The organism is Paenibacillus sp. YSY-4.3, assembly GCF_054767475.1.
The window spans coordinates 469,226-488,700 of the sequence record NZ_BAABMC010000001.1; the positions used below are offsets into that span (position 1 = coordinate 469,226).

General features: G+C 50.0%; 17 protein-coding genes. 11 read left to right on the forward strand and 6 right to left on the reverse strand.

Annotation, left to right across the window (positions count from 1 at the left end; genetic code table 11):
* The first annotated feature begins 53 nt into the window (after window positions 1-53).
* Window positions 54-3,677: a PAS domain S-box protein gene (locus tag ACYUJT_RS02125; RefSeq protein WP_460318477.1), complete on the forward strand. Its 3,624-nt coding sequence runs from the start codon at window positions 54-56 to the stop codon at window positions 3,675-3,677.
* Window positions 3,678-3,743: 66 nt separating this feature from the next.
* Here the strand turns inward: ACYUJT_RS02125 and ACYUJT_RS02130 are convergent, their stop codons facing one another.
* The 3 genes from ACYUJT_RS02130 to ACYUJT_RS02140 all read right to left on the reverse strand — a co-directional run bounded on the left by ACYUJT_RS02130 (window position 3,744) and on the right by ACYUJT_RS02140 (window position 6,035).
* A complete protein-coding gene (locus ACYUJT_RS02130; protein WP_460318478.1) occupies window positions 3,744-4,598 on the reverse strand; it encodes a DegV family protein in 855 nt (284 codons plus the stop codon).
* Window positions 4,599-4,624: 26 nt separating this feature from the next.
* Entirely contained in the window at window positions 4,625-5,494 is an 870-nt protein-coding gene (locus ACYUJT_RS02135; RefSeq protein ID WP_460318479.1) for a DegV family protein, read from the reverse strand.
* 127 nt (window positions 5,495-5,621) lie between these two features.
* The gene (locus tag ACYUJT_RS02140) at window positions 5,622-6,035 is read right to left on the reverse strand and encodes a hypothetical protein (RefSeq protein WP_460318482.1); all 414 of its coding nucleotides are present in this window, start codon (window positions 6,033-6,035) and stop codon (window positions 5,622-5,624) included.
* A gap of 179 nt (window positions 6,036-6,214) precedes the next feature.
* Between ACYUJT_RS02140 and ACYUJT_RS02145 the strand changes: the two genes are divergently transcribed.
* Window positions 6,215-6,604 carry a DUF423 domain-containing protein gene (locus ACYUJT_RS02145; protein WP_460318483.1) on the forward strand — a complete coding sequence of 130 codons (390 nt, stop codon included), beginning with the start codon at window positions 6,215-6,217 and terminating at the stop codon, window positions 6,602-6,604.
* 86 nt (window positions 6,605-6,690) lie between these two features.
* On the opposite strand, the gene ACYUJT_RS02150 is transcribed toward ACYUJT_RS02145, so the two are convergent.
* The 3 genes from ACYUJT_RS02150 to mtnK all read right to left on the reverse strand — a co-directional run bounded on the left by ACYUJT_RS02150 (window position 6,691) and on the right by mtnK (window position 9,890).
* A complete protein-coding gene (locus ACYUJT_RS02150; protein WP_460318485.1) occupies window positions 6,691-7,284 on the reverse strand; it encodes a hypothetical protein in 594 nt (197 codons plus the stop codon).
* A gap of 276 nt (window positions 7,285-7,560) precedes the next feature.
* Complete coding sequence (mtnA, locus tag ACYUJT_RS02155; protein ID WP_460318487.1) at window positions 7,561-8,670, reverse strand: S-methyl-5-thioribose-1-phosphate isomerase; 1,110 nt, start codon at window positions 8,668-8,670, stop codon at window positions 7,561-7,563.
* On the reverse strand, window positions 8,667-9,890 hold the full coding sequence (gene mtnK / locus ACYUJT_RS02160) for an S-methyl-5-thioribose kinase (RefSeq protein ID WP_460318489.1): 1,224 nt from the start codon (window positions 9,888-9,890) through the stop codon (window positions 8,667-8,669). Before mtnK ends, mtnA begins: the two co-directional genes overlap by 4 nt.
* A 285-nt stretch (window positions 9,891-10,175) precedes the next feature.
* On the opposite strand from mtnK, the gene ACYUJT_RS02165 reads away from it, so the two are divergent.
* The 9 genes from ACYUJT_RS02165 to ACYUJT_RS02205 all read left to right on the forward strand — a co-directional run bounded on the left by ACYUJT_RS02165 (window position 10,176) and on the right by ACYUJT_RS02205 (window position 19,442).
* Window positions 10,176-10,649: a Dps family protein gene (locus ACYUJT_RS02165; protein ID WP_460318491.1), complete on the forward strand. Its 474-nt coding sequence runs from the start codon at window positions 10,176-10,178 to the stop codon at window positions 10,647-10,649.
* A gap of 198 nt (window positions 10,650-10,847) precedes the next feature.
* Window positions 10,848-11,693 (forward strand): PhzF family phenazine biosynthesis protein, encoded by an 846-nt coding sequence (locus tag ACYUJT_RS02170; RefSeq protein ID WP_460318492.1) that lies wholly within the window; start codon window positions 10,848-10,850, stop codon window positions 11,691-11,693.
* Between the two features lie 215 nt (window positions 11,694-11,908).
* Window positions 11,909-13,234 carry a hypothetical protein gene (locus ACYUJT_RS02175; protein ID WP_460318494.1) on the forward strand — a complete coding sequence of 442 codons (1,326 nt, stop codon included), beginning with the start codon at window positions 11,909-11,911 and terminating at the stop codon, window positions 13,232-13,234.
* The gene (locus ACYUJT_RS02180; protein ID WP_460318496.1) at window positions 13,219-14,091 is read left to right on the forward strand and encodes an ATP-grasp domain-containing protein; all 873 of its coding nucleotides are present in this window, start codon (window positions 13,219-13,221) and stop codon (window positions 14,089-14,091) included. Before ACYUJT_RS02175 ends, ACYUJT_RS02180 begins: the two co-directional genes overlap by 16 nt.
* A gap of 56 nt (window positions 14,092-14,147) precedes the next feature.
* Window positions 14,148-14,888, forward strand: a complete 741-nt coding sequence (locus tag ACYUJT_RS02185; protein WP_460318497.1) for a TenA family transcriptional regulator — start codon at window positions 14,148-14,150, stop codon at window positions 14,886-14,888.
* A 103-nt stretch (window positions 14,889-14,991) separates the two neighbouring features.
* The gene (locus ACYUJT_RS02190) at window positions 14,992-16,011 is read left to right on the forward strand and encodes a beta/alpha barrel domain-containing protein (protein WP_460318499.1); all 1,020 of its coding nucleotides are present in this window, start codon (window positions 14,992-14,994) and stop codon (window positions 16,009-16,011) included.
* A gap of 23 nt (window positions 16,012-16,034) precedes the next feature.
* On the forward strand, window positions 16,035-17,075 hold the full coding sequence (locus tag ACYUJT_RS02195) for a C45 family autoproteolytic acyltransferase/hydolase (protein ID WP_460318501.1): 1,041 nt from the start codon (window positions 16,035-16,037) through the stop codon (window positions 17,073-17,075).
* Window positions 17,072-18,022 carry a branched-chain-amino-acid transaminase gene (ilvE, locus tag ACYUJT_RS02200; RefSeq protein WP_460318503.1) on the forward strand — a complete coding sequence of 317 codons (951 nt, stop codon included), beginning with the start codon at window positions 17,072-17,074 and terminating at the stop codon, window positions 18,020-18,022. The genes ACYUJT_RS02195 and ilvE overlap by 4 nt, the downstream gene beginning before the upstream one ends.
* Window positions 18,003-19,442, forward strand: coding sequence for a circularly permuted type 2 ATP-grasp protein (locus tag ACYUJT_RS02205; protein WP_460318505.1), 1,440 nt, complete (start codon window positions 18,003-18,005; stop codon window positions 19,440-19,442). The genes ilvE and ACYUJT_RS02205 overlap by 20 nt, the downstream gene beginning before the upstream one ends.
* Window positions 19,443-19,475 lie beyond the last annotated feature (33 nt).

Here is a 19,475-nt window from a genome sequence, read left to right on the forward strand (position 1 = left end):
ACAATGGGTTAAAATTGATATATCGACAAAATGTGAGAAAAGGAGCCCTCACTGTGATCAACGATAAAAATGGATTACTTCGGCAATTACTCTCAGAAGGGGGAACGTACAAATCATTGTATGTCAATCACCCGGATGCCATTTGTGTCATTGATGTAGAAGGGAATTACGTGGATGCCAACCCGGCAACCGAAAGAACTACAGGCTATCCGCTCGAGCAATTTCTGCGGCTGCCGATGGGGCAGCTATTTTGCGAGCGAGCAGGAAAGAAGAAGGACGAATGCCTAAGGCAGGCATTGGAAGGGAAATCCGTGAACTTTCAGTCCACCTACAAGCACAGGGACGGGCATATTCGTGATGCCTGCATCACTTATATACCCATCGTTTATGAAGATGAAGTGGTCGGGATATATTCGATCTTCAAGGATACTACGGAAGTCAAGGCTGTACAGGAGAGTTTGGAGCATTCGCAGCAATTGTACGAGCTGGTATCAAATTATGCGGAGGACGTCATTGCTTCTACAGATCTAAAGGGGAATTGCCTCTCGATCTCACCGGCGATCCGGAATTTGCTAGGCTATGAGCCTTATGAACTGATTGGAAAGAATCTTCAGAATCTAATCGTGCAGCGGGAAAGAAAATCAGCAGAAGAGGAAGGCAGATGGGAAAATGACCGTTCCGTAATGATCGATTTGGTTCAGCATAAGAACGGCAGAGAAGTTTGGATCGAAACAAGAATACGAATCATTTACGATGAGCATGGCATTCCAAAGAATGCACTTGCGATTGCGCGGGATGTTACGGCCCGGCAAGAGGCGGAAAACAAGCTGCGCAAAAGCGAAGAGACCTTGGCGCAGGCTCAAAGGCTGGCCGCAATGGGCTCTTGGGATTTGGACATGCTTACCGGCCGGTTCTCCACGTCTAATGAATTCGACAGAATCTTCCGGCAGAAATTTCACAGCATGCCGGAAATGAACGAGGCGCTCCGCAAACGAATCCATCCCGTGGATATTCAGGTCTTTGAAAAAGCGATGGGCGATATATTACAGGGTATCCCCTTTGAAATCATGTACCGTATCGTGCTTGAATCGGATGAGCTTCAGGTGATTCGCTCCCAAGCGACGATAGAATACGATTCGAGCGGAGCACCTGCTAGGGTTATCGGGATAGTGCAGGATATTTCGGATCGGCAGAAGATCGAGGCGGCGCTTAGGGAGAGCGAACGCCAGTTCAGGCTCATTTCCGAATATTCCATGGACTTGATTTCCCGTCATACGGCGGACGAGGAGGCGGTATATTTATTTGCTTCGCAGTCCTCAGTGAGCCTGTTAGGCTACGAGCCGGAGGAAATGGCAGGCCGCAGCGTATATGAATTTTTCCATCCAGAGGACGTCCCAGTGGTGAAAGAATACTTGAAGACACAGATGAAGTCCCGCAAAGTATATACGGTAACCTACCGGATACGCTGCAAGGATGGGGGATACATATGGTTTGAAAGCACGGGGAGGTACCGGTACGACCAGCTCACCGGCGAAATCGATGAGATGATCGTCATTTCCCGCGACGTGACGGAGCGCAAAGAAAGCGAGCGGCGTCTGCTGGAAAGCCAGCAGCGCTATAAATCACTATTTGAATACAGTCCGGCCAGCGTGTACTCCATGGACCTGTTTGGCCGGTATTTGACGCTGAATTCCAATTTTGAGCTGCTGACGGGCTACTGCCGGGAAGAGCTGACGACGATGTGCTTCCACGATCTCATCGATCCGGCTGGTCTGGTCAAGACCGTTCACCATTTCGAGCTGGCGAAGGAAGGAAAGCCGCAAACCTATGAAACGGTAGTCATTCATAAGGACGGAACCCCAATAGAGATCGCTGTGACGAACGTGCCGATCATGGTCGATAAGCGCGTTGTTGGGGTGTACGGTTTAGCGAATGACATTACGGAAAGAAAGCGCTATGTGGAACAGATCGAGAAGCTCAGCTACTTGCATTCGCTGATTTTGGGATCGGTGTCCGAAGGGATATACGGTCTTGATGAGAATGGCAGGACGGTTTTTATTAATAAAGCAGCAGCCACTATGCTCGGATATGAACAGCGGGATTTTATCGGAAAGCCCAACCATTCCTTGATTCATCATACGACCAGCGAGGGCACGGACTATCCGGCGGAGCTGTGCCCGATCTATCAGACGCTGCAGGATGGCATTTCACGAGCGGTCAAAGAGGATGTGCTCTGGAGAAGGGACGGCTCAAGCTTCCTTGTGGAGTATACGGTAAATCCGATGATTGAAAGAGGGCAAATTGTGGGATCTGTCGTTGTTTTTCAAGATATTACGGGGGAAAGGGAGATTTTGCGGGCTAAAGAGTCGGCCGAGCGTACGGCGCTCGCGAAATCAGAGTTTCTTGCCACGATGAGCCACGAAATCCGCACTCCGATGAACGGCGTCATCGGCATGACTGATCTTCTGCTGGAAACGGAGCTTAACGAGGAGCAGCGTTATTTTGCGGACATTATCTCCAGCAGCAGCCATGCATTACTGGCGATTCTGGACGACGTGCTTGATTTCAGCAAAATCGAAGCCGGAAAGATGGCGCTTGAATATGAGATCTTTGACCTCAACGCTTGTGTGCTGAGCGCCATAGAATTGTTTTTGCCCAGTGCGGATAAGAAGGGGATCCAGCTTGCCTATGATATCGCTTCAGATGTGCCCGAGCATATCGTGAGCGATCCCGTAAGGCTGCGGCAAATCCTCGTGAATTTGATCGGCAATGCTTTGAAGTTTACGGAGCAAGGTGAAATTACCATATGGATTGTCAGGAAAGAGGCACAGACACCGTCTACGGTGCTGCTGGAAGTCAGCGTGACCGATACGGGTATCGGCATACCGGAGGATCAGCAGCATAAATTATTCCAGTCGTTCACCCAGGTTCACCCCGTCATTAACCGAAAATATGGGGGAACGGGGCTCGGATTGGCTATTTGCAAGAAAATGGTCGAGCTGATGGGTGGATCTATTACAGTGGAGAGTAAGGAAGGGCATGGCTCGACGTTCCGGTTTACGCTTATCAGCGGAGAGCGGGAAGAAGAATGGGAATACGAGGGGCGAGCGCTGGACGCGCATTTGGAGCAGCCGGGCTGCCCGGAGAAGCGGCCGCCTTCCAGCCAAGAATTCTGTCCGAATGGAGCGGGACAGGAAATCGCCGCCGAAGCAGCCGGGAACAATACGGCACCTTCCACAGCAGCGTGGGAAGCAGGCTTTGAGGAGCCGGACTTTCCCGCTAAGCAGGAAGGTCTTCTCTCGCTGCTCGTGGTAGAAGATCACCCGGTGAATTGCCAAATTTTCGTCCACATGCTTGAGAGGCTAGGCTATGCGCCTGATGTGGCCCATAATGGCGTCGAGGCCATCGAGGCCATATCCTCTAGTGCTTATGATCTTATATTTATGGACATTGAGATGCCGGTGATGGACGGGATCAAAGCAGCGCGCTTAATCAGGCAGTGGCTGCCGGTGGATCAAATGCCTGTCATCATCGGCATGAGCAGTAGTGAAGCCATCGAGCAGCAGTACGAGCGTTGTCTGGCTAGCGGTATGGCGAATCTCTTGCAGAAGCCGCTTTGCGGCCAGGAGGTTGCCCGGCTGCTCCAGGAATGGAGCCGAAGGCTCGGTAGAATGTAACCCTGACGATAGGAATAAAGGAACAAGCCGGCGGATCATTCGATCCGCCGGCTTGTTTGCTTCTGGTTAGTGTGCCGATTTCGTATATAAAATACCAATCGTCTTGGCTCCGCAGTGGCTGGAAATGACGCAGCCCGCATCCGAAATAGCGACTTCCCGCGACTTTGTCTTCGACTTCAATATTTGCTGCAGGTGCACGGCGTCGTCCTCAGCCAAAGAATGGGTAATGAAGATAATGTCGTTATCCATGTCTTCGACTTTTGCCAGCGCGTTGTTCAGCAGCTGTTCCAGCACTTTCTCCCGGCTGCCGCGGATCTTCGAAGCGGGAGTCATCTTCCCGTCGATGACCTTGATGACCGGCCGGATTTTGAGCAGGCTCCCTACAAGGTTCTGCATGCCGGAGCACCGCCCGCCTTTATATAAGTAGTCCAGCGAGTCGATGACGAATTCCGTTTCTACCAGGGGTCTTGTCTTCTCGAGCAGATCTACAATTTCAGCCATGCTGCGCCCTTCGGCTGCGGCATTAACCGCCTTCATGACCAGAAGGCCGATACCGGTGGACAGGTTGCGGGAGTCGAATACGGTGACCTGCCCCTCTGCGAACTCTGCAGCGGCGATCAAGGCGTTCTGGTAAGTGGAAGATAATTCGGACGACAGGCTTATGTATAAAATTTGCTGGTTCTCCTGAATCACAGGAGTGAAAGCCTGGATAAAATCGGCTGGGGATGGAGCCGCCGTCTTCGGCAAGCGCCCGGTCTTCGCTACCTTGCTATAAAGCTCCGGGGTTGTCAGGTCAAGCCCGTCCTTGTACATTTCGTCCTCAAACGTAACATATAGCGGAACGATGCCGATCCCGTACTCTTTGATCCATGCTGCAGGCAGATCGCAGGTGCTGTCCGCAAATATTGTAATGGTTCGCAAAGTGATCCCTCCAAATGAATTTCGGATTATCCGATCCGGTCTTCGGAGCCCTTGTTCATATACATTATCGCCACGGTATGAGGACCGCAGTGGCTGGAAATGACGCAGCCTGCTTCGGCGATGGCTACTTCGCGCACCGGGGTCTGTTCCCTGAGAATGGCGGCGATCCGGCGAGCCTCTTCCTCGGCAAGGGTGTGGGCAACGATAATTAAATCATCGTCCATTTGCTCCTTTTTGGCAAGGGCGTTATCGAGCATCTGTTGAACGGCCTTTTCCTTTCTGCCGCGGACTTTGTAGGCCGGTATAATGCTCCCCTCGACGACTCTCAGCACGGGACGAATCTGGAGCAAGCTGCCGATAAAGTTCTGCATGCCCGAGCAGCGGCCGCCTTTATATAAGTACTCCAGTGTATCGATAACGAACTCTGTGTTCACTAACTGTCTGGATCGTTCAAGCAAGGCTACAATTTCTGAACCGCTTTGGCCCTGCTGGGCAGCCCTGACCGCTTTCATCACGAGCAGTCCGATCCCACTGCATAAATTAAGCGAGTCTACGATATGAATCCGTCCTTCAGGAAATTCGCCGGCAGCAATGAGTGCGTTCTGGTACGTGGATGACAAACTGGACGAAATGCTGATATAGACGACATCCTGCCCTTGCTCGACGTATGGAGCGAACGCGTCTATAAAGTCTTTGGGAGACGGAGCCGTCGTTTTCGGCAGATTCCCGGCGGCCGCGACTCTCTCATAAATGCCGACCGGAGTAATATCGATGCCGTCACGGTACGTCTCGTCATTAAAGACGACATATAGCGGAATTATGCCGATGCCATATTCCTCTAACCAAGAGGCCGGCAGGTCGGACGTGCTGTCTGCAAAAATTTTAACTTGTACCATAAGTATCTCCTTAAATTCAGATAGTCCAGCTTTATTCTAACAAAAAGCTTATGCGTTTAACATCTCCAATAAATTGCCCCCGCGTTACCTTGGTTAGGCTACCGTGGGGGCAAGCTGTGTTATGGACTTATACCTGCTGTAAAGTACCGACGATATAAAGGAAGATAATCAACAACACGGAAAGCGAGGAAAGCACTGTTCCTATGATGGCGAATACTTTTTTGCGGTTTTTGAGGACAAGTCCGACGATACCGAGGATGAGCGCGATCAGATTAATGATGCCTGCGCCGAAAATAGTAACGATGATAAGGATTGCCGCCGAGCTATCCGTCAGGGCTTCCTCGATATAAGCCGGATTATCAAGGGCTTGGCCAATGGCCGCAATGATCAGAAAGAAGGATAGGAAATAACCGAGCAGCGCAATGATGCTCATAATGAATGAGGCGATGCCGAGCCCGGAATGCTTCAGAGGGGCAAGAGGTTGGGCTGGCGCCGAATGCTCATAGTTAGGGCTTGGTTGCGCCCCAGGTTGATAATTCATTAATAATCAAGCTCCTTTGCAGAATTTTAGTCATGTTAACGTATAATCTTCCATAGATCCGGCAAAAAATCAAGAAAAAAATCTTGATCGTACCAGTTCTGGTAATGGTGCAGTGGACTGGGTTATGATAGGTAAGCAGGTTCAAAATCGCTTGTTTTTATGATGGGAGGGATATGAATATGCAGCGAAGAATGGCCGGAATCGGGGCGATTATCATGCTACTTGCAGTTGCCCTCGGTGCTTTTGGAGCTCATGTGCTGGAGCCGATTATTACGGGTTCCATTGATACGTACAAGACGGGGGTCCAATATCATATGATCCATGGAGTCGGAATGATCCTCGCGGCATTGGCAGCCGGATTATGGGGTGATAGCCGCAAGCTGCGCTGGTCTGCGCGGTTATTTCTGATCGGGATCATCTTATTCTCGGGCAGTCTCTATATGCTGGCGGTGACGGGGTGGAAGTGGCTCGGACCGATTACTCCGCTTGGAGGGGTATCTTTCATAGCAGGCTGGCTTATGCTTGCGTTATCCGCGTGGGAACAATCGGGCGCGGACAGAAGAAAATAGGCATGAATGCAAAATGCTGCGCCGTTGCTAAGGACGGCGCAGCATTCGTTATGCCTGGGCTGTTTTTATTTTTTATAGCCGCTATTCTACGTTTCAATGAAATCAATGATTTCGCTGAGCATGAAGGTATATACTTGTTTCTCGTCCACATGATATACGTTAATGGCATAGTTATCCGACTGGAAGTTCAGTATGCGGCAGGGGATGCTCATTCGTTCCCCATTGCGATTGACTAATATGCGCACCAGCCGATTCTCTGAAATGTACTTCTGAATCCAAACCTCAAAATCCTCACTCATAGCCACGGCTGCGAAGCTGTCTTTGATGTCCGGTGCTATTTTTGTTTTGTCCGCAGCTTTTGCTTTCTCAGCAGGCTTCGCTTTGTCATTCGGTTGACCGGAAGCTTTGCTGTCGGCAGCATTTTGCTTGTCCGGTGTATTCGTTGCAAGCCGTTTGTATGATCTGGAGATGATGGACTGCTTCTTGGCAGCGAGCAGGGACTCGATGATTTCCCCAAGCTCTATCCCCGAATTGATTCGATAATCGATGATTTCTTCTCCGCTGTTAAGGATTTGCAGCAGCGACTGGAGTGCGACGGCATTGGATTTACTCTTCACTAGAATTTCTACATTAAATAAATATCCCATTTGTTCATGATCATTGTTATTATGATTGTCCATAATTCCCCCAAAAACACATGTTAGGTTCGTTCACTCATAGATGCAAGAGAATATAAAATTCCCCATTAATCATAGCACCGCTTGCTGGACAATAATAGTCCTAAAGGATCAAAATGAAACTTTTTTTATGAAATTATTCAGAAAGATCAAAAACTGATTTATTTCTGTTTTCAGATAAAGCAAGAAAAACCACCATGAATAGTGGTTTTCTCCGCTAGAGAACATGCGTTTTCTGAAAACTATGAAAATTCTATATGGTCTTCTTGATACGGAAGCTTAATCTGCCTTATTGAAAAGGGCGGCTAAACTATCTTTAAACGGCGGTTTGACGATCCCCTTCTCCGTTATGATCGCTGTGATTAGATGATGCGGAGTGACGTCAAAAGAAGGATTGAACACTTTGATGCCGGACGGGGCAGTACGTTTGCCGAACCCTTCCGTCACTTCATGTTCAGGACGTTCCTCAATCGGAATAAGCTGGCCGCTTTCCGTTTCAAGATCAATCGTCGACAACGGTGATGCGACATAGAAAGGGATGTTGTGTGCCTTGGCCAGAACGGCAAGGCTGTACGTTCCGATTTTGTTGGCGACGTCTCCGTTGGCGGCAATCCTGTCGGTTCCGACAATAACGGCATCGATCCATCCTTTGGACATAACGAGTCCAGCCATGTTGTCGCAGAGCAGGGTTACATCGATTCCCGCCTGCTGCAGCTCGAATGCAGTCAGTCTAGCGCCTTGAAGAACGGGTCTGGTCTCGTCGGCGTAGATTTTCAGGTCAATGCCTTGCTCCTGGGCGAGATAGAACGGGGCAAGGGCCGTTCCGTACTTGGCGGTCGCCAATCCTCCGGCATTGCAGTGGGTGAGGACACCCATTCCGGAAGTGAAAAGCGGCAGCGCATGCTCTCCGATTCTCCGGCATACTTCCTCATCCTCCTGATGGATCGCTATCGCCTCGGCCAGCAATCCTTCATTGCGCTGGGCTTGGCTGGCATGCTCAGCCGCGAGCTGTTCAGCCCGTGCCTTCATCCTGTCAAGCGCCCAGAACAGGTTGACCGCGGTCGGTCGCGACGTGGCCAAGTGCTCAGCGGCAGCCGTTACATGCTCGAGCCATTTGTCGTCATCTCCCTGATAGGAAATCGCCCCTAAGACGACTCCATAGGCAGCCGCAATGCCGATCGCCGGTGCTCCCCGCACTTTCATGGCATGGATGCCGTCCCATACTTCCTCCGTCGTCGTCAGCTCTAGGAACACGATTTCTTCAGGAAGCAATCGCTGATCAAGCATGAGGAGCTTGCCGTCGTTCCAGCGGAGACTAAGCAGAGGCTCTCGGCTTTGCTGTCCAGCCGGGTTGGAATTCGTTGTTCCGCTATGTTGTTCGGTCGTCATACGTTAGCGCCCTCCTTGGCTGCGGCTGCTTTGGCCCATTCGATCACTTCGGCGATGGAAGCTGCTGATCTGCCGCCTTTGATCAACTGTTTGCCGATTGCCAGGGCTGTTACTTTGGCTTGACGGCGGCTGTGCTCGTCTTCGATCGTGTCAATGTCCGCAACATGGGATAATCCGACGATCCGGCGGATCACTTTGCACCCCGCAAATCCGATAGCGTCCTTGCGGAGTTGATCGATGTAAAGATCCTGATAGCCAGGTGTCTTGGATATAATATCGACGCCGTCCGCATCCCAAAGCTTGCGGAAGTTATGCTCGAAATGATTCCACACGCCAACTATCGTCGTGAGAAGCCATGAGCGGCGTTCCTGCAATACCTCGTCATTGCCGCTCCAGCCGGGCTGTGCTGCATAATTCAGCAATAAATTGGCGATGACCGCGCCGATATCGAAGCCAATCGGACCGTAATAGGCGAATTCAGGGTCAATGACCTTGGTAGATTCGGGAGTTATGAAGATACTGCCGGTATGGAGATCGCCATGGAGCAGCGCTTGGCCGTGCGTAAGAAACTTCTCTCTGAGCAGGGCAACTTCAAGGTGCAGGGCATGATCCTGCCACAGCTTCTCGGCTTCTGTCCGGATGTCTTCGGTAAAGTTGTTATTTTCGGCATCTCTGTAAGGGTCCTCGAATATCAAATCCTCGGTGATTTTGCATAAATCCGGATTGATGAACCGTGCGGACTGAAGCTTCTTCTCCTGCTGGTTCATGCCTAGGTCAGAGGTGTAAAACAGAGTTGTAGCGATAAAGCGGCCGATATGCTCCGCAAAATGTTCATAGGTGTTCCCGTCGATCAAACCCTGACGCATAATCGTATAGCCAGACAAGTCTTCCATGACTGTGACGGCCAGTTCGTCATCGCCCCCATAAATCGCAGGAACGAGATCCGGGCAGAGCTGGTGTTGGATTTCCAGTGCATTGCGTTCGATGCGAGCGCGGTCAAGGCTAAGCGGCCATGATTCACCGACAACTTTGGCATAAGGCAGGGCTTGCTTTATAATCAGGCTTTTGCTTTGCTGCGGATCGGCAACTCTGAACACGAGATTCAAATTGCCGTCACCGATTTCTTCGCAGGTAAGCGCGGCATCGGCAGCGAAAAAGCCGGGGATCGACTTGGCATAAGCAATGGCATCTTCTAAAGAAAAGGGATGGTATGAGGACATGGTAGGGCACCTCCAGATCATAATATGTGTTTTAAAATTGTTTCTATTTAAATATAGAAAACTTCATTTAAAATTAGTTTAAAGTTAGTATATCGGATAAGTGTGATATTAGCATTCTTTTTTTCAAAGACGAGTGATTTATGTTGTTTCGCAAAAACCAGTGTCGGGTAAGATATTATTATGGTGCCTGGCAGCCCGGTATGTAACTTGCGTTCACTTCAGGCATGATTTGCATGCTCTAGGGTGAATATATAAACAATAACGAAAGAAATGAGGGATTGTATTATGGCTAAAGCTGATTCCAAGTCTGCAAGCAAGGCGAGCAAAACAAGTTTGGAGCAGGTTTTGAACGAGCAGGTCGCTAACCTAAACATATTGTACGTTAAGATACACAATTACCATTGGTATGTGAAAGGGGAAAATTTCTTCACGCTTCATGTCAAATTCGAGGAGCTCTATGATGAAGTTACGGAGAAGATGGATGCCGTGGCCGAGCGCCTGCTCACGATCAAAGGCAGCCCGGCCGCAACGATGAAAGAGTATCTGGAGATCGCCACTATTCAAGAGGCTACCGGCAAGGAAGATGAACGAGCCATGGTTCAGGCGTTGGTTGAGGACTTCGCTACTTTGTCCGAATCATTCCAGGAAGGCATTGAGCTAGCCGACAAAGAAGGCGATGAAGCAACAGCTGATTTGCTGACCGGCTTCAAAGGCGATTTGGAGAAGCATATGTGGATGCTTCGCACGTATTTGGGATAATTGTATGTTTGGATGCAAAGCAGTGCGGAATCGTTTAGCGATTCAGCACTGCTTTTTGTTGTTCGTTCAGGAAGCCTCCAGCCTGCAAACATGTGGCCAGAATGATCTAAAATTTGAAAAAAAAGGTTGACGCATAAACGAAACAATGTAGTATTGAACTACGATTGTTTTATTCGCAAAAGGAGGGGACGGACTGATATGACGAAGGACATAAATATATACAAGGTATTTACTGATGATATTAGCCAGGGAAATGCGGCAGCCGTTATGGAGTACAGTGGCTGGTCGGATGCAGAACTACTTGAATTAGCGAGGCATTCCGGTGCGCCTGTGACGGTGTTCGTGCAAAATAGCAGTGATCCGGAGCAGGATGCTGTCTTACGATATTTTTCCAGCGAGAAGGAAATGACGTTCTGCGGGCACGGAACACTGGCAGCCGGCGCTTTTATGCTGCAGCAATGCCAACTGGATCGTTTGCAGGTCACTTCCTGGTCAGGGACACCCATCGTCATAACAAAATCCCCCCAGGGTCATTATTATTTTAAAACTGAACGTGCGCGCAATCTGGATACGACGCTGAACCGGGCAGAAATTGCTCATATGCTAGGAATTAAACCTGAGGTCATTTCCGATCATGCACCGTTTATTGCGACGAGCATTGGTTCTCCTAAATTACTTGTTCCGCTTCGGCATTTAACCGATCTGGACGAGATGGCCCCTAAATTCGAGGAGATCAAGGAATGGAGCCGAAAGCACTGTGTAAACGGGGTATACGCATATGCCTTTCAGGCGGCGAAAGAGATGACACCGGAATCGGGGTCTGTCTATGTCCATGCACGCGGCTTTAATCCGTTATTCGGCATTTCGGAGGATGCCGCTACAGGCGTGGCGGCCGGGGCGCTTGGCGACCTTCTGTTCCAGGCAGGGGGGCCGTCAACTTATGTATTCAAACAGGGCAAGCACGTCGGCGCCGAAAGCGAAATCCGCGTCATTGTCAGGGCAGAAAGCGTGGAGATCGGCGGGTCCGTGCTGCATTTGAAGTAAAACGGGTTTTAGGCGATAGATAAAAACAGTGTTTTTGAAAGAGAGCTCATAATTCTTTCAAAAACACTGTTTTTCTGTTTTTAATCCTATTTTCTATCTATTAATATAAATTTAATTTTAAATAATGCAAATTATAACAACATTTTACATTTTATGTATGATATATTGAATACAAGTAATAGATAATATGGTTAAAAATGGATCGGGGGAAGCTGATGAATACAATTCTTCCAACGTCAAATGAGATAGACGATATGTTTAGCCAAGCAGGACAAGTTATGGCTAACATGCCGAGAATCATCGTTTCGCCACAAATCCGGTGCGCTGCAAAGATGAAACAGGATGCCGCTGCGACGCAGAAGCTGCTGGATCTGATTGGGCTAACAATTGAGCGATTGTTCGGCGGGGATATGGTCCGGACAGCCCGCTGGCTGGGTTATTCGGACGCGGTGCTGCGCTGGGTTAAGGCCAGTCCGCGCCTGGAGAGACGGCATATACTTGTCCGCAGTGACATTTATGACGATCACGGCCAGCCCAAAATGCTGGAGTTAAACATGGGTAGCAGTGTGGGCGGGCTGCTGGAAGCTTCCTTTCATCCGATCCTGCTAAAGCTGCCCTCGGTTCGCGAAGCCGTTCGCGAGCATGAGGCCGAATGGCTGGAAACGTTAAGGGAATGGGCCTGGCTTATGGCCCGGTTGTTTCTCTCGCATCACTCAAATCCGCTGATGGCTTTTGTCGAAAGCGACCGCTCTATGCCCGCCATGCAGGCGACTCTGGACAACATCGCTGACCGGTTTCGTGAAATAACCAGGACACGAGTAACGGTATGCACGCCGAAGGAGCTTGAACGCCGGAAGGATGGACTTTACGCCAATGGAGAAAAGGTGGATGTCATTTACCGTCTATTTGATCTGGAGGATTTGCAGCGGGGCCCCTCCGAGTTTGAACATATACTTGATGCGCTGGAGAATCGCCTGGTAGAAATGCCGATGGGTTTCTCCTGCCGGATTGCCGGCAGCAAGGCGTTGTTTGCTCTTTTGTCCGACCCTGCCTATCAGACAGGCCTTTCTGTGGAGGACAGCGAATGGATCAGACGGCATATACCCGAAACCAGGCTGCTGACCATTGGGAATAAAGCTTACGCCCTGCGTGAAAGGGAACGATTGCTCATCAAGCCGGCGGACGGATACGGCGGGGCAGGCATTATTTGCGGCTGGGAGGCGTCAGAAGCCGAGTGGGGAGCCCATATTGATTCCTATTTGTCCTCTGCATCCCAGGGAGCCAGAGCCGTCGTCCAGGAAAGAATTACACCTTCCTCCGGACCCGTTGTTATAGCGAAGACGGGAGGCGCCGTTTATCAGGAGCAGGCTAGTTTTTTATGGGGATGCTATTTGTTTGGAAACCGGCATATCGGGCACATTTTACGGACAAAAGGCATCATGGAGAGTTCCGTAATCAATTACGCGAACGGAGCGGCAATAGGACCGGTCTTTTACAGCGAAGACAGGGAAAGGACGGATGCCCTTTGCAATCGATATTAATTTTATGCCGTGAAGAAACGCCGGATGTTATTGAACTGGCTGCCGCCTTAAATGGAAGGGGACTTCCTGCGATATGCGCCAGACCCTATGAAATTACGGTAGACATGGATATGTCAGGCATCCGCTTTAAATTCAATAACCGGACGCTGGACTTGGTTTGCGTGCTGGGATGGGTATCGCTGTCTCAGCGCGAATATGGGCTGTGGCTGCTAAAAGCCTTTGAAATATGCGGGATCCCGGTGATCAACGGCTCGGATGTTCTCGGCAGCGGTCAAAATAAGTTTCTGAACTCGGTTTTGCTTACAATGCATCAAATTCCGCATATCCGAACTCGGCTTATCGGTTCTTGTGAGCAAATAGAGGAAACAGCGGAGTTATTAGGATTTCCTCTCGTACTGAAACCTGTAATCGGCGCGAAAGGCGAGCAGGTGGTACGAGTTGATGATATAAACAGCCTGAGAAACCTTGCCCCTTATTACTTACGGGATCATAGGGCGCTATACATTCAGGCGTGCCTGGACAAGCCGGGCAGGGACATTCGTGTCAGGGTTGTGGACTACAGAGCAGATTTCGCTTTTTTTCGATATGCGGTAGATGGAGGTTTTTTGACGAATTTGTCCAGCGGGGGAACCTGGGAGGCTTGTCCTCTTACACCGAGGATGATTGAGCTGGCCGAGCTGTGCTCTCGCGTGTTTCAGGCTCCCGTGGCAGGCGTCGATTTACTGGAAGTTGGCGATAACGATTATGCCGTCATTGAAGTGAACACCACGCCTGCGATTACTTGGCCGCACATGGAAACTGTCAGGCATGTGGCTGATTTAATCGAACAGAGGGTGCACTTATCACTCGGGCGCTAGGCCCGGGATGGTAGTTCATCATAAATTTCAAAATTTAGTGATGAGGAGTGATTGAAGTGGTATTAAGTCCGGATCAGTTCGTGGAGAAGCTCAAATCTATTGTCGAGGAAAACAAGAAAATTACCCACCCGCTTTATCAGATCATTATGAAAGGGGAAGCAACACCGGAACTTTTAAAAAACTTTGTGTTGCACCGCTATCATATCAAAAGCTTCTGGACCCGTAATATTTCGGCGATTCATTCAAAAACTCCGGACGTGGAAGTGCGCAAGGAACTCGCCGAGAACATTTATGAGGAGGAGACCGGCCAGCTTACCGGAACGATGCGGCATCTTGAGCTGTTCTTCAAAATCGGTGAGCAATTCGGCCTGACGTGGGAGGACATTGAAAACTGCGATATTCTCCCCGAATCCCAGGCAGTTATTGAATGGAACAATACAGTTTGCGGACCGGATCATCATTTGGTAGAGGCTGTAGCAGCGTTGATCGTATACATGGAAGGGCAGCCGCCAGTCACTTGGGATGGACGGACGATGAATGAAGCGATGAAGCATTTTTATAACATGAACAAGGAAGGCGTGCAGTATTTTACGATCCACAGCTCCAATGATATGGAGGTGGAGGAGGATCATGCGGAAGCAGGTTACAATATTCTCCGTCAATATGCAATAACCGAGGAGCTGCAGGAGAAGTCCGTCGCAGCCCTGTATAAATCGATTGAAGTACGAATGAAGCACTTTAGTGCGATCCTTCGCGTGACAGGAATTGAAGCAGAAGCAGAGCCCGTTCTTGGATAGACCGTTCCAAACAGTTAATAGGAAGTCCTTCGATAAGGGTTTCCTATTAACTGATTTATCTGATTTATTCTTAAGAAATCCCTCATATATAAAGGAGGATTTTATGGCCCAGCTGATAGATGTAACCTTGCGAGACGGCGGATACGTTAACGGTTTTGGTTTTTCGTTAGAGGCTGCAAAACACATTGTAAGCGGGCTGCAAAAGGCGGGTGTGGACTGGATCGAGATCGGTTACAGGAATGGACCGGCCAAGGGAACGGCGGGGCTGGGCATAACGGCAGCAACGGATGATGATTATATAGCAGCATTAAAGGAGTTTGCGCCGCTCGCCAGCCTGGTCGTCATGCTACATCCGCATAATATTCAGGCCAAAGATCTTCAGTCCCTGAAGCGGCTGGGCGTGTCGCTCGTGCGCGTATGCATCAGGCAGGACCGTTTAGAGGAAGGGCTGGATACGATCCGGGAATGCAAGAGGACCGGGCTGTTTACCTCTGCGAATTTTGTGCGGATCACTTATTTTACTAGCCAAGAGATCAAAGAAATGACGCTTAAGGCGGAGGCGGCTGGAGCCGACATCGTCTACTTTGCCGACTCCAACGGGCACTTGGTTCCAGATCAGGTGAAGTCGATTGCGGATGTCCTGAAGTCCACATTGACGATACCGGTCGGTTTCCATGCACATAACAATCTGTCCATGGGCCTGGCCAATACGGTAGCAGCGCTGGAGTGTGGTGTGGATTGGGTAGACAGCTCCTTGCGCGGCATGGGACGAAGCGGGGGGAATCTGGCTACAGAGGTGTTTGCGGCTTATATGGAGCGCTGCTTCGGAGCCGCCAACTATAAGCTGGTTGAAATGATGGATTCCGCGGAATTTGTTCAGGATGAAATCCTTCTGTCCGCACAATATATGACGCCGATGACCAAAGATATTCTGTTTGGCCTGATGAATTTCTCGACGGATTTGAAGCAGTCGATTATGGATGCATCTCTAGAGCATAACGTGTACTGGAAGGAGCTTGCATATGGGCTCGGCACATACCCCCCGGACAAAATCACCGGTGAGGATATTGCTTTTACTGCTTCCCGAATCAAAAAAAACAATCGGGAGCTGCAGCATCTGTGAGGTGATTTCAGGTGAATAGCCCCTTGAAGCATATTATTGTCAGCGGCCAGCCATTCCAACGGGGAGCGCAATACGGGGAGGCGCTCCGACGAGATATCAGGGATTTCTTGGATGATGATATCGCTCGGATCAACAGCGTCAGACGCCAATCGCTAACCCTGAATGAAGCCTTAAGCTTGGCTGACGGCTACATTCCGCATATTGAAGCTTACACTCCCCAGCTCGCCGAGGAGATCAAAGGTTTGGCGCAAGGGGCCGGAATCAGCTACCGGGAGGGAATGCTGCTTCAGCTTCGCCGTGAGATCATCGCTGCGGGGCTTGAATGCACCGCATTTGCCTGCTTTAACCAAGAAGGCCGTGCCGTCATCGCACAAAATGTTGATTTAGCGGGCCAGTTAACGGACTTGGGAATAATTCTGGAAATCCGTACGCCTCAGGATGGACCTGATTTGCTGATGTATACGCATGTAGGATTAATCGGATATTTGGGCATCAACAGTTATGGACTTGGCATCGGGCTGAATATGGTGCTTAGTTCAGGGTGGCGTGCCGGTGTCCCTCCGTATTTGTTAATCCGCCATCTGCTGCATCAGCCAACGCTGGATCGATGCATGCGCGAAATCAGCCTGATTCGCCGTGCATCCTCCAGAAACTTGCTGATGACGGACGGCAGTCGCCTGCTCAATGTGGAAATGACTGTTGAAAACGAGCGTTTTATCGAAGATAAACTTCTGGTGCATACCAATCATTATTTGCATGAGGATTTCTTATGCTTCGATCTGGTTAATCCTGGAACTTCAACTTACCCCCGTTTTGAACGGACCAAAGAAAAGCTGCGGCGATACGGCGGCATGCCTTCGGAGAAGCAGATGGAGGATCTGCTCGCCTATCACGAGGATGGGGCGGGAAGCCTTTGCGTCCATCAAGACGGGGACCCACGCAAAGTCGCCACCGTCGCTTCTGTGATCATGAAACCATCCGAAGGCAGGATGAGGGTCTGCAAAGGCTACCCTTGCACAGAACCATTCTATGACTATCGGCTGGAAAGGAGTTGTATGTCATGAAAAAATATTTCATTCAATTAAATGATAGAGTCGTTCCTTATGATGAAGCGACGATCCATATAGGGTCGGCAGCGATGAAATATGGAGCGTCCGTATTTGAAGGGATTCGTGGCTATTGGGATGCCGACCGGCATCGGATGCATTTATTTTCCTTGTCCGAGCATGTGGACCGCCTTTTTGATTCCATGAAAATTATGGGGATGGAGCATGAATGGAGCAAAGAGCGGGTGATCAGGAATATCCGCAACATTATTCTCGTCAATCGCTTGCAGGAGGACTGTTATGTCCGCGTCGCCGCTTCTATTGAAGCGGATAGTTCTTTGGAGGCGACGGAGCCCGTTTTGCTCAGCGTAGCTGCTTTCCCGCAGCAGCGCAAGCCGCATTCTGATCGGGGTATTCATATATCGGTCTCATCCTGGCAGCGCATTTCCGACCATATGATGCCGCCAAGGATCAAGTGCATCGCGAACTACCAGAACGGCCGCTTGGCGATGCTGCAGGCCAAATCCGACGGCTATGACAATACTCTTCTTCTGAACCAGCACGGCAAAATTGCGGAAGCTCCGACAGCGGCTTTTTTTATCGTAAAAAACGGCATGCTGATTACCCCTTCCGTCACGTCCGGCATCTTGGAAAGCATCACTCGCAGACATATCCTGAACTGGGCCAAGGAAATGGGTCTGACTGCCGAAGAACGCGCGCTTGACCGTACGGAGTGTTATTTGGCGGATGAAGCTTTCCTCTGCGGGACAGGGGCGGAGATTCTCCCTGTGATCAGCGTTGACCGTCACAAGTTGGGCGACGGGAGTATCGGTCCGGTTACGGCGTTACTGATGAATAAATACTTCAATACGGCATATGCAGCAGAAGAAGCCCTGGAACCATGCACGGAGGATGTTGTGACTTATCCGAAGGAGGAGATCGAAAATGCAGCGCTTCTTATATGAACAGGATTATAGCCGGATGGTAGCCAGCTCAGGGAACCGACTGGTCGAAGAGATCAAGGAGTTGGAAGGCCGCCTGGAGAACGATGGTTATGTGTACCGGAACAAGCCGTTTCAGCTTTACCCGAGAGTCGTCATTCTATCCTCCTCCGACCGCGAATGGATCCGAAGAGAAGCCGAGCAGCTGATCGATATATTGGAGAAGGTCATCCGTCTTTATGAAGAAGATCAGGCCACCAGGCAGTATTTTATGCTGGACGAAGCCGCTTCCCGCCTGGTGCGGATCGACCCTGGATACCAGCGCAAAATCCGTATTTCCCGGTTCGATACATATCTTGTGCCGGGCGATGAGAGTTTTAAGGTTCTGGAAAACAATACGGATTGTCCGGCCGGCGTCATTTTTACAGGGCGCGTCAATAAGGTGCTCAGTCAAATACCATCGCTTTCCACCTACTTGAAGAATATCCCTCCGCTATATGAAGAAGGCATCAACAAGCCCGATGCTTTTATCAACGAATTGATCTCTGTCTTTGCTGAGTTCTCTCCTGGTTCAAGGCTTCGCAGCATGGCGATCCTTCAGCTGGAAAACCGGGTCAGCTTAGAGGTGAAGGAGATGGTTGAGCTTCTCCGCAAGTCGGGGGTCGAAGCTGTCGTCACGGATCCCCGGCAGCTTTCTTATCGGGAAAGCAAGCTTTATGCCGGAAATCAGCGCATAGAGCTAATTTGGAATAAAATAAACACCGCCGATTTTATCCCTCTTCTTGACGATTCCGATGCGCTGTCCGACCTCATATGGGCATGCGACGATCTGGCCGTCTGCCATGTTAATTCTTTTCAAGCCCGTTTCATTACTGAGAGCAAGCTTTGCTTGGCTTATCTTTCAGATCCGGCCTTCCGTAAGCATTTCACGGATGAAGAATGCAAAATACTCGACAAGCATATCCCCTGGGCACGCAAGCTTTCAGCTGTGTCCCTTGACGATAATGATGGGCAAGGTTTGCGCAAACTGTTCAAACTTCGCCGGGAGAAGCTGGTGTTAAAGACCGCTTATGACATCAGGGGGGAAGGGGTTGTCATTGGTTTGTCCACTCCACAGGAGCAGTGGGAGGAGTTAATCGATCAATGCTGGAACAAGCCTTTTATCGTGCAGGAACTGGTGGCTGCACCTGAAATTCCGGTTCCTACCGGCCCGGATCGTTCCTTGGTCCACAAAAAGTTCAGCGCGGATTTATTTATGTTTGGCGGGGCATTTCAAGGCTTCGGCTCAAAATTAAGCGATGAGCTGAAGGTGAACGTATTTCAGGGAGGGAGCAAGCAGGCGATCTTCTCCGTGGATGACAGCGCTGCTAAATCGCCAAGGGGCAAGCAGACCGCTTGCGTTTCCTGCGGCAGCTGCACAAATTCTGGCGAACGGTGCTCTTGAGAATTATAGATCATGTATTTGGCTGCAAAAAGA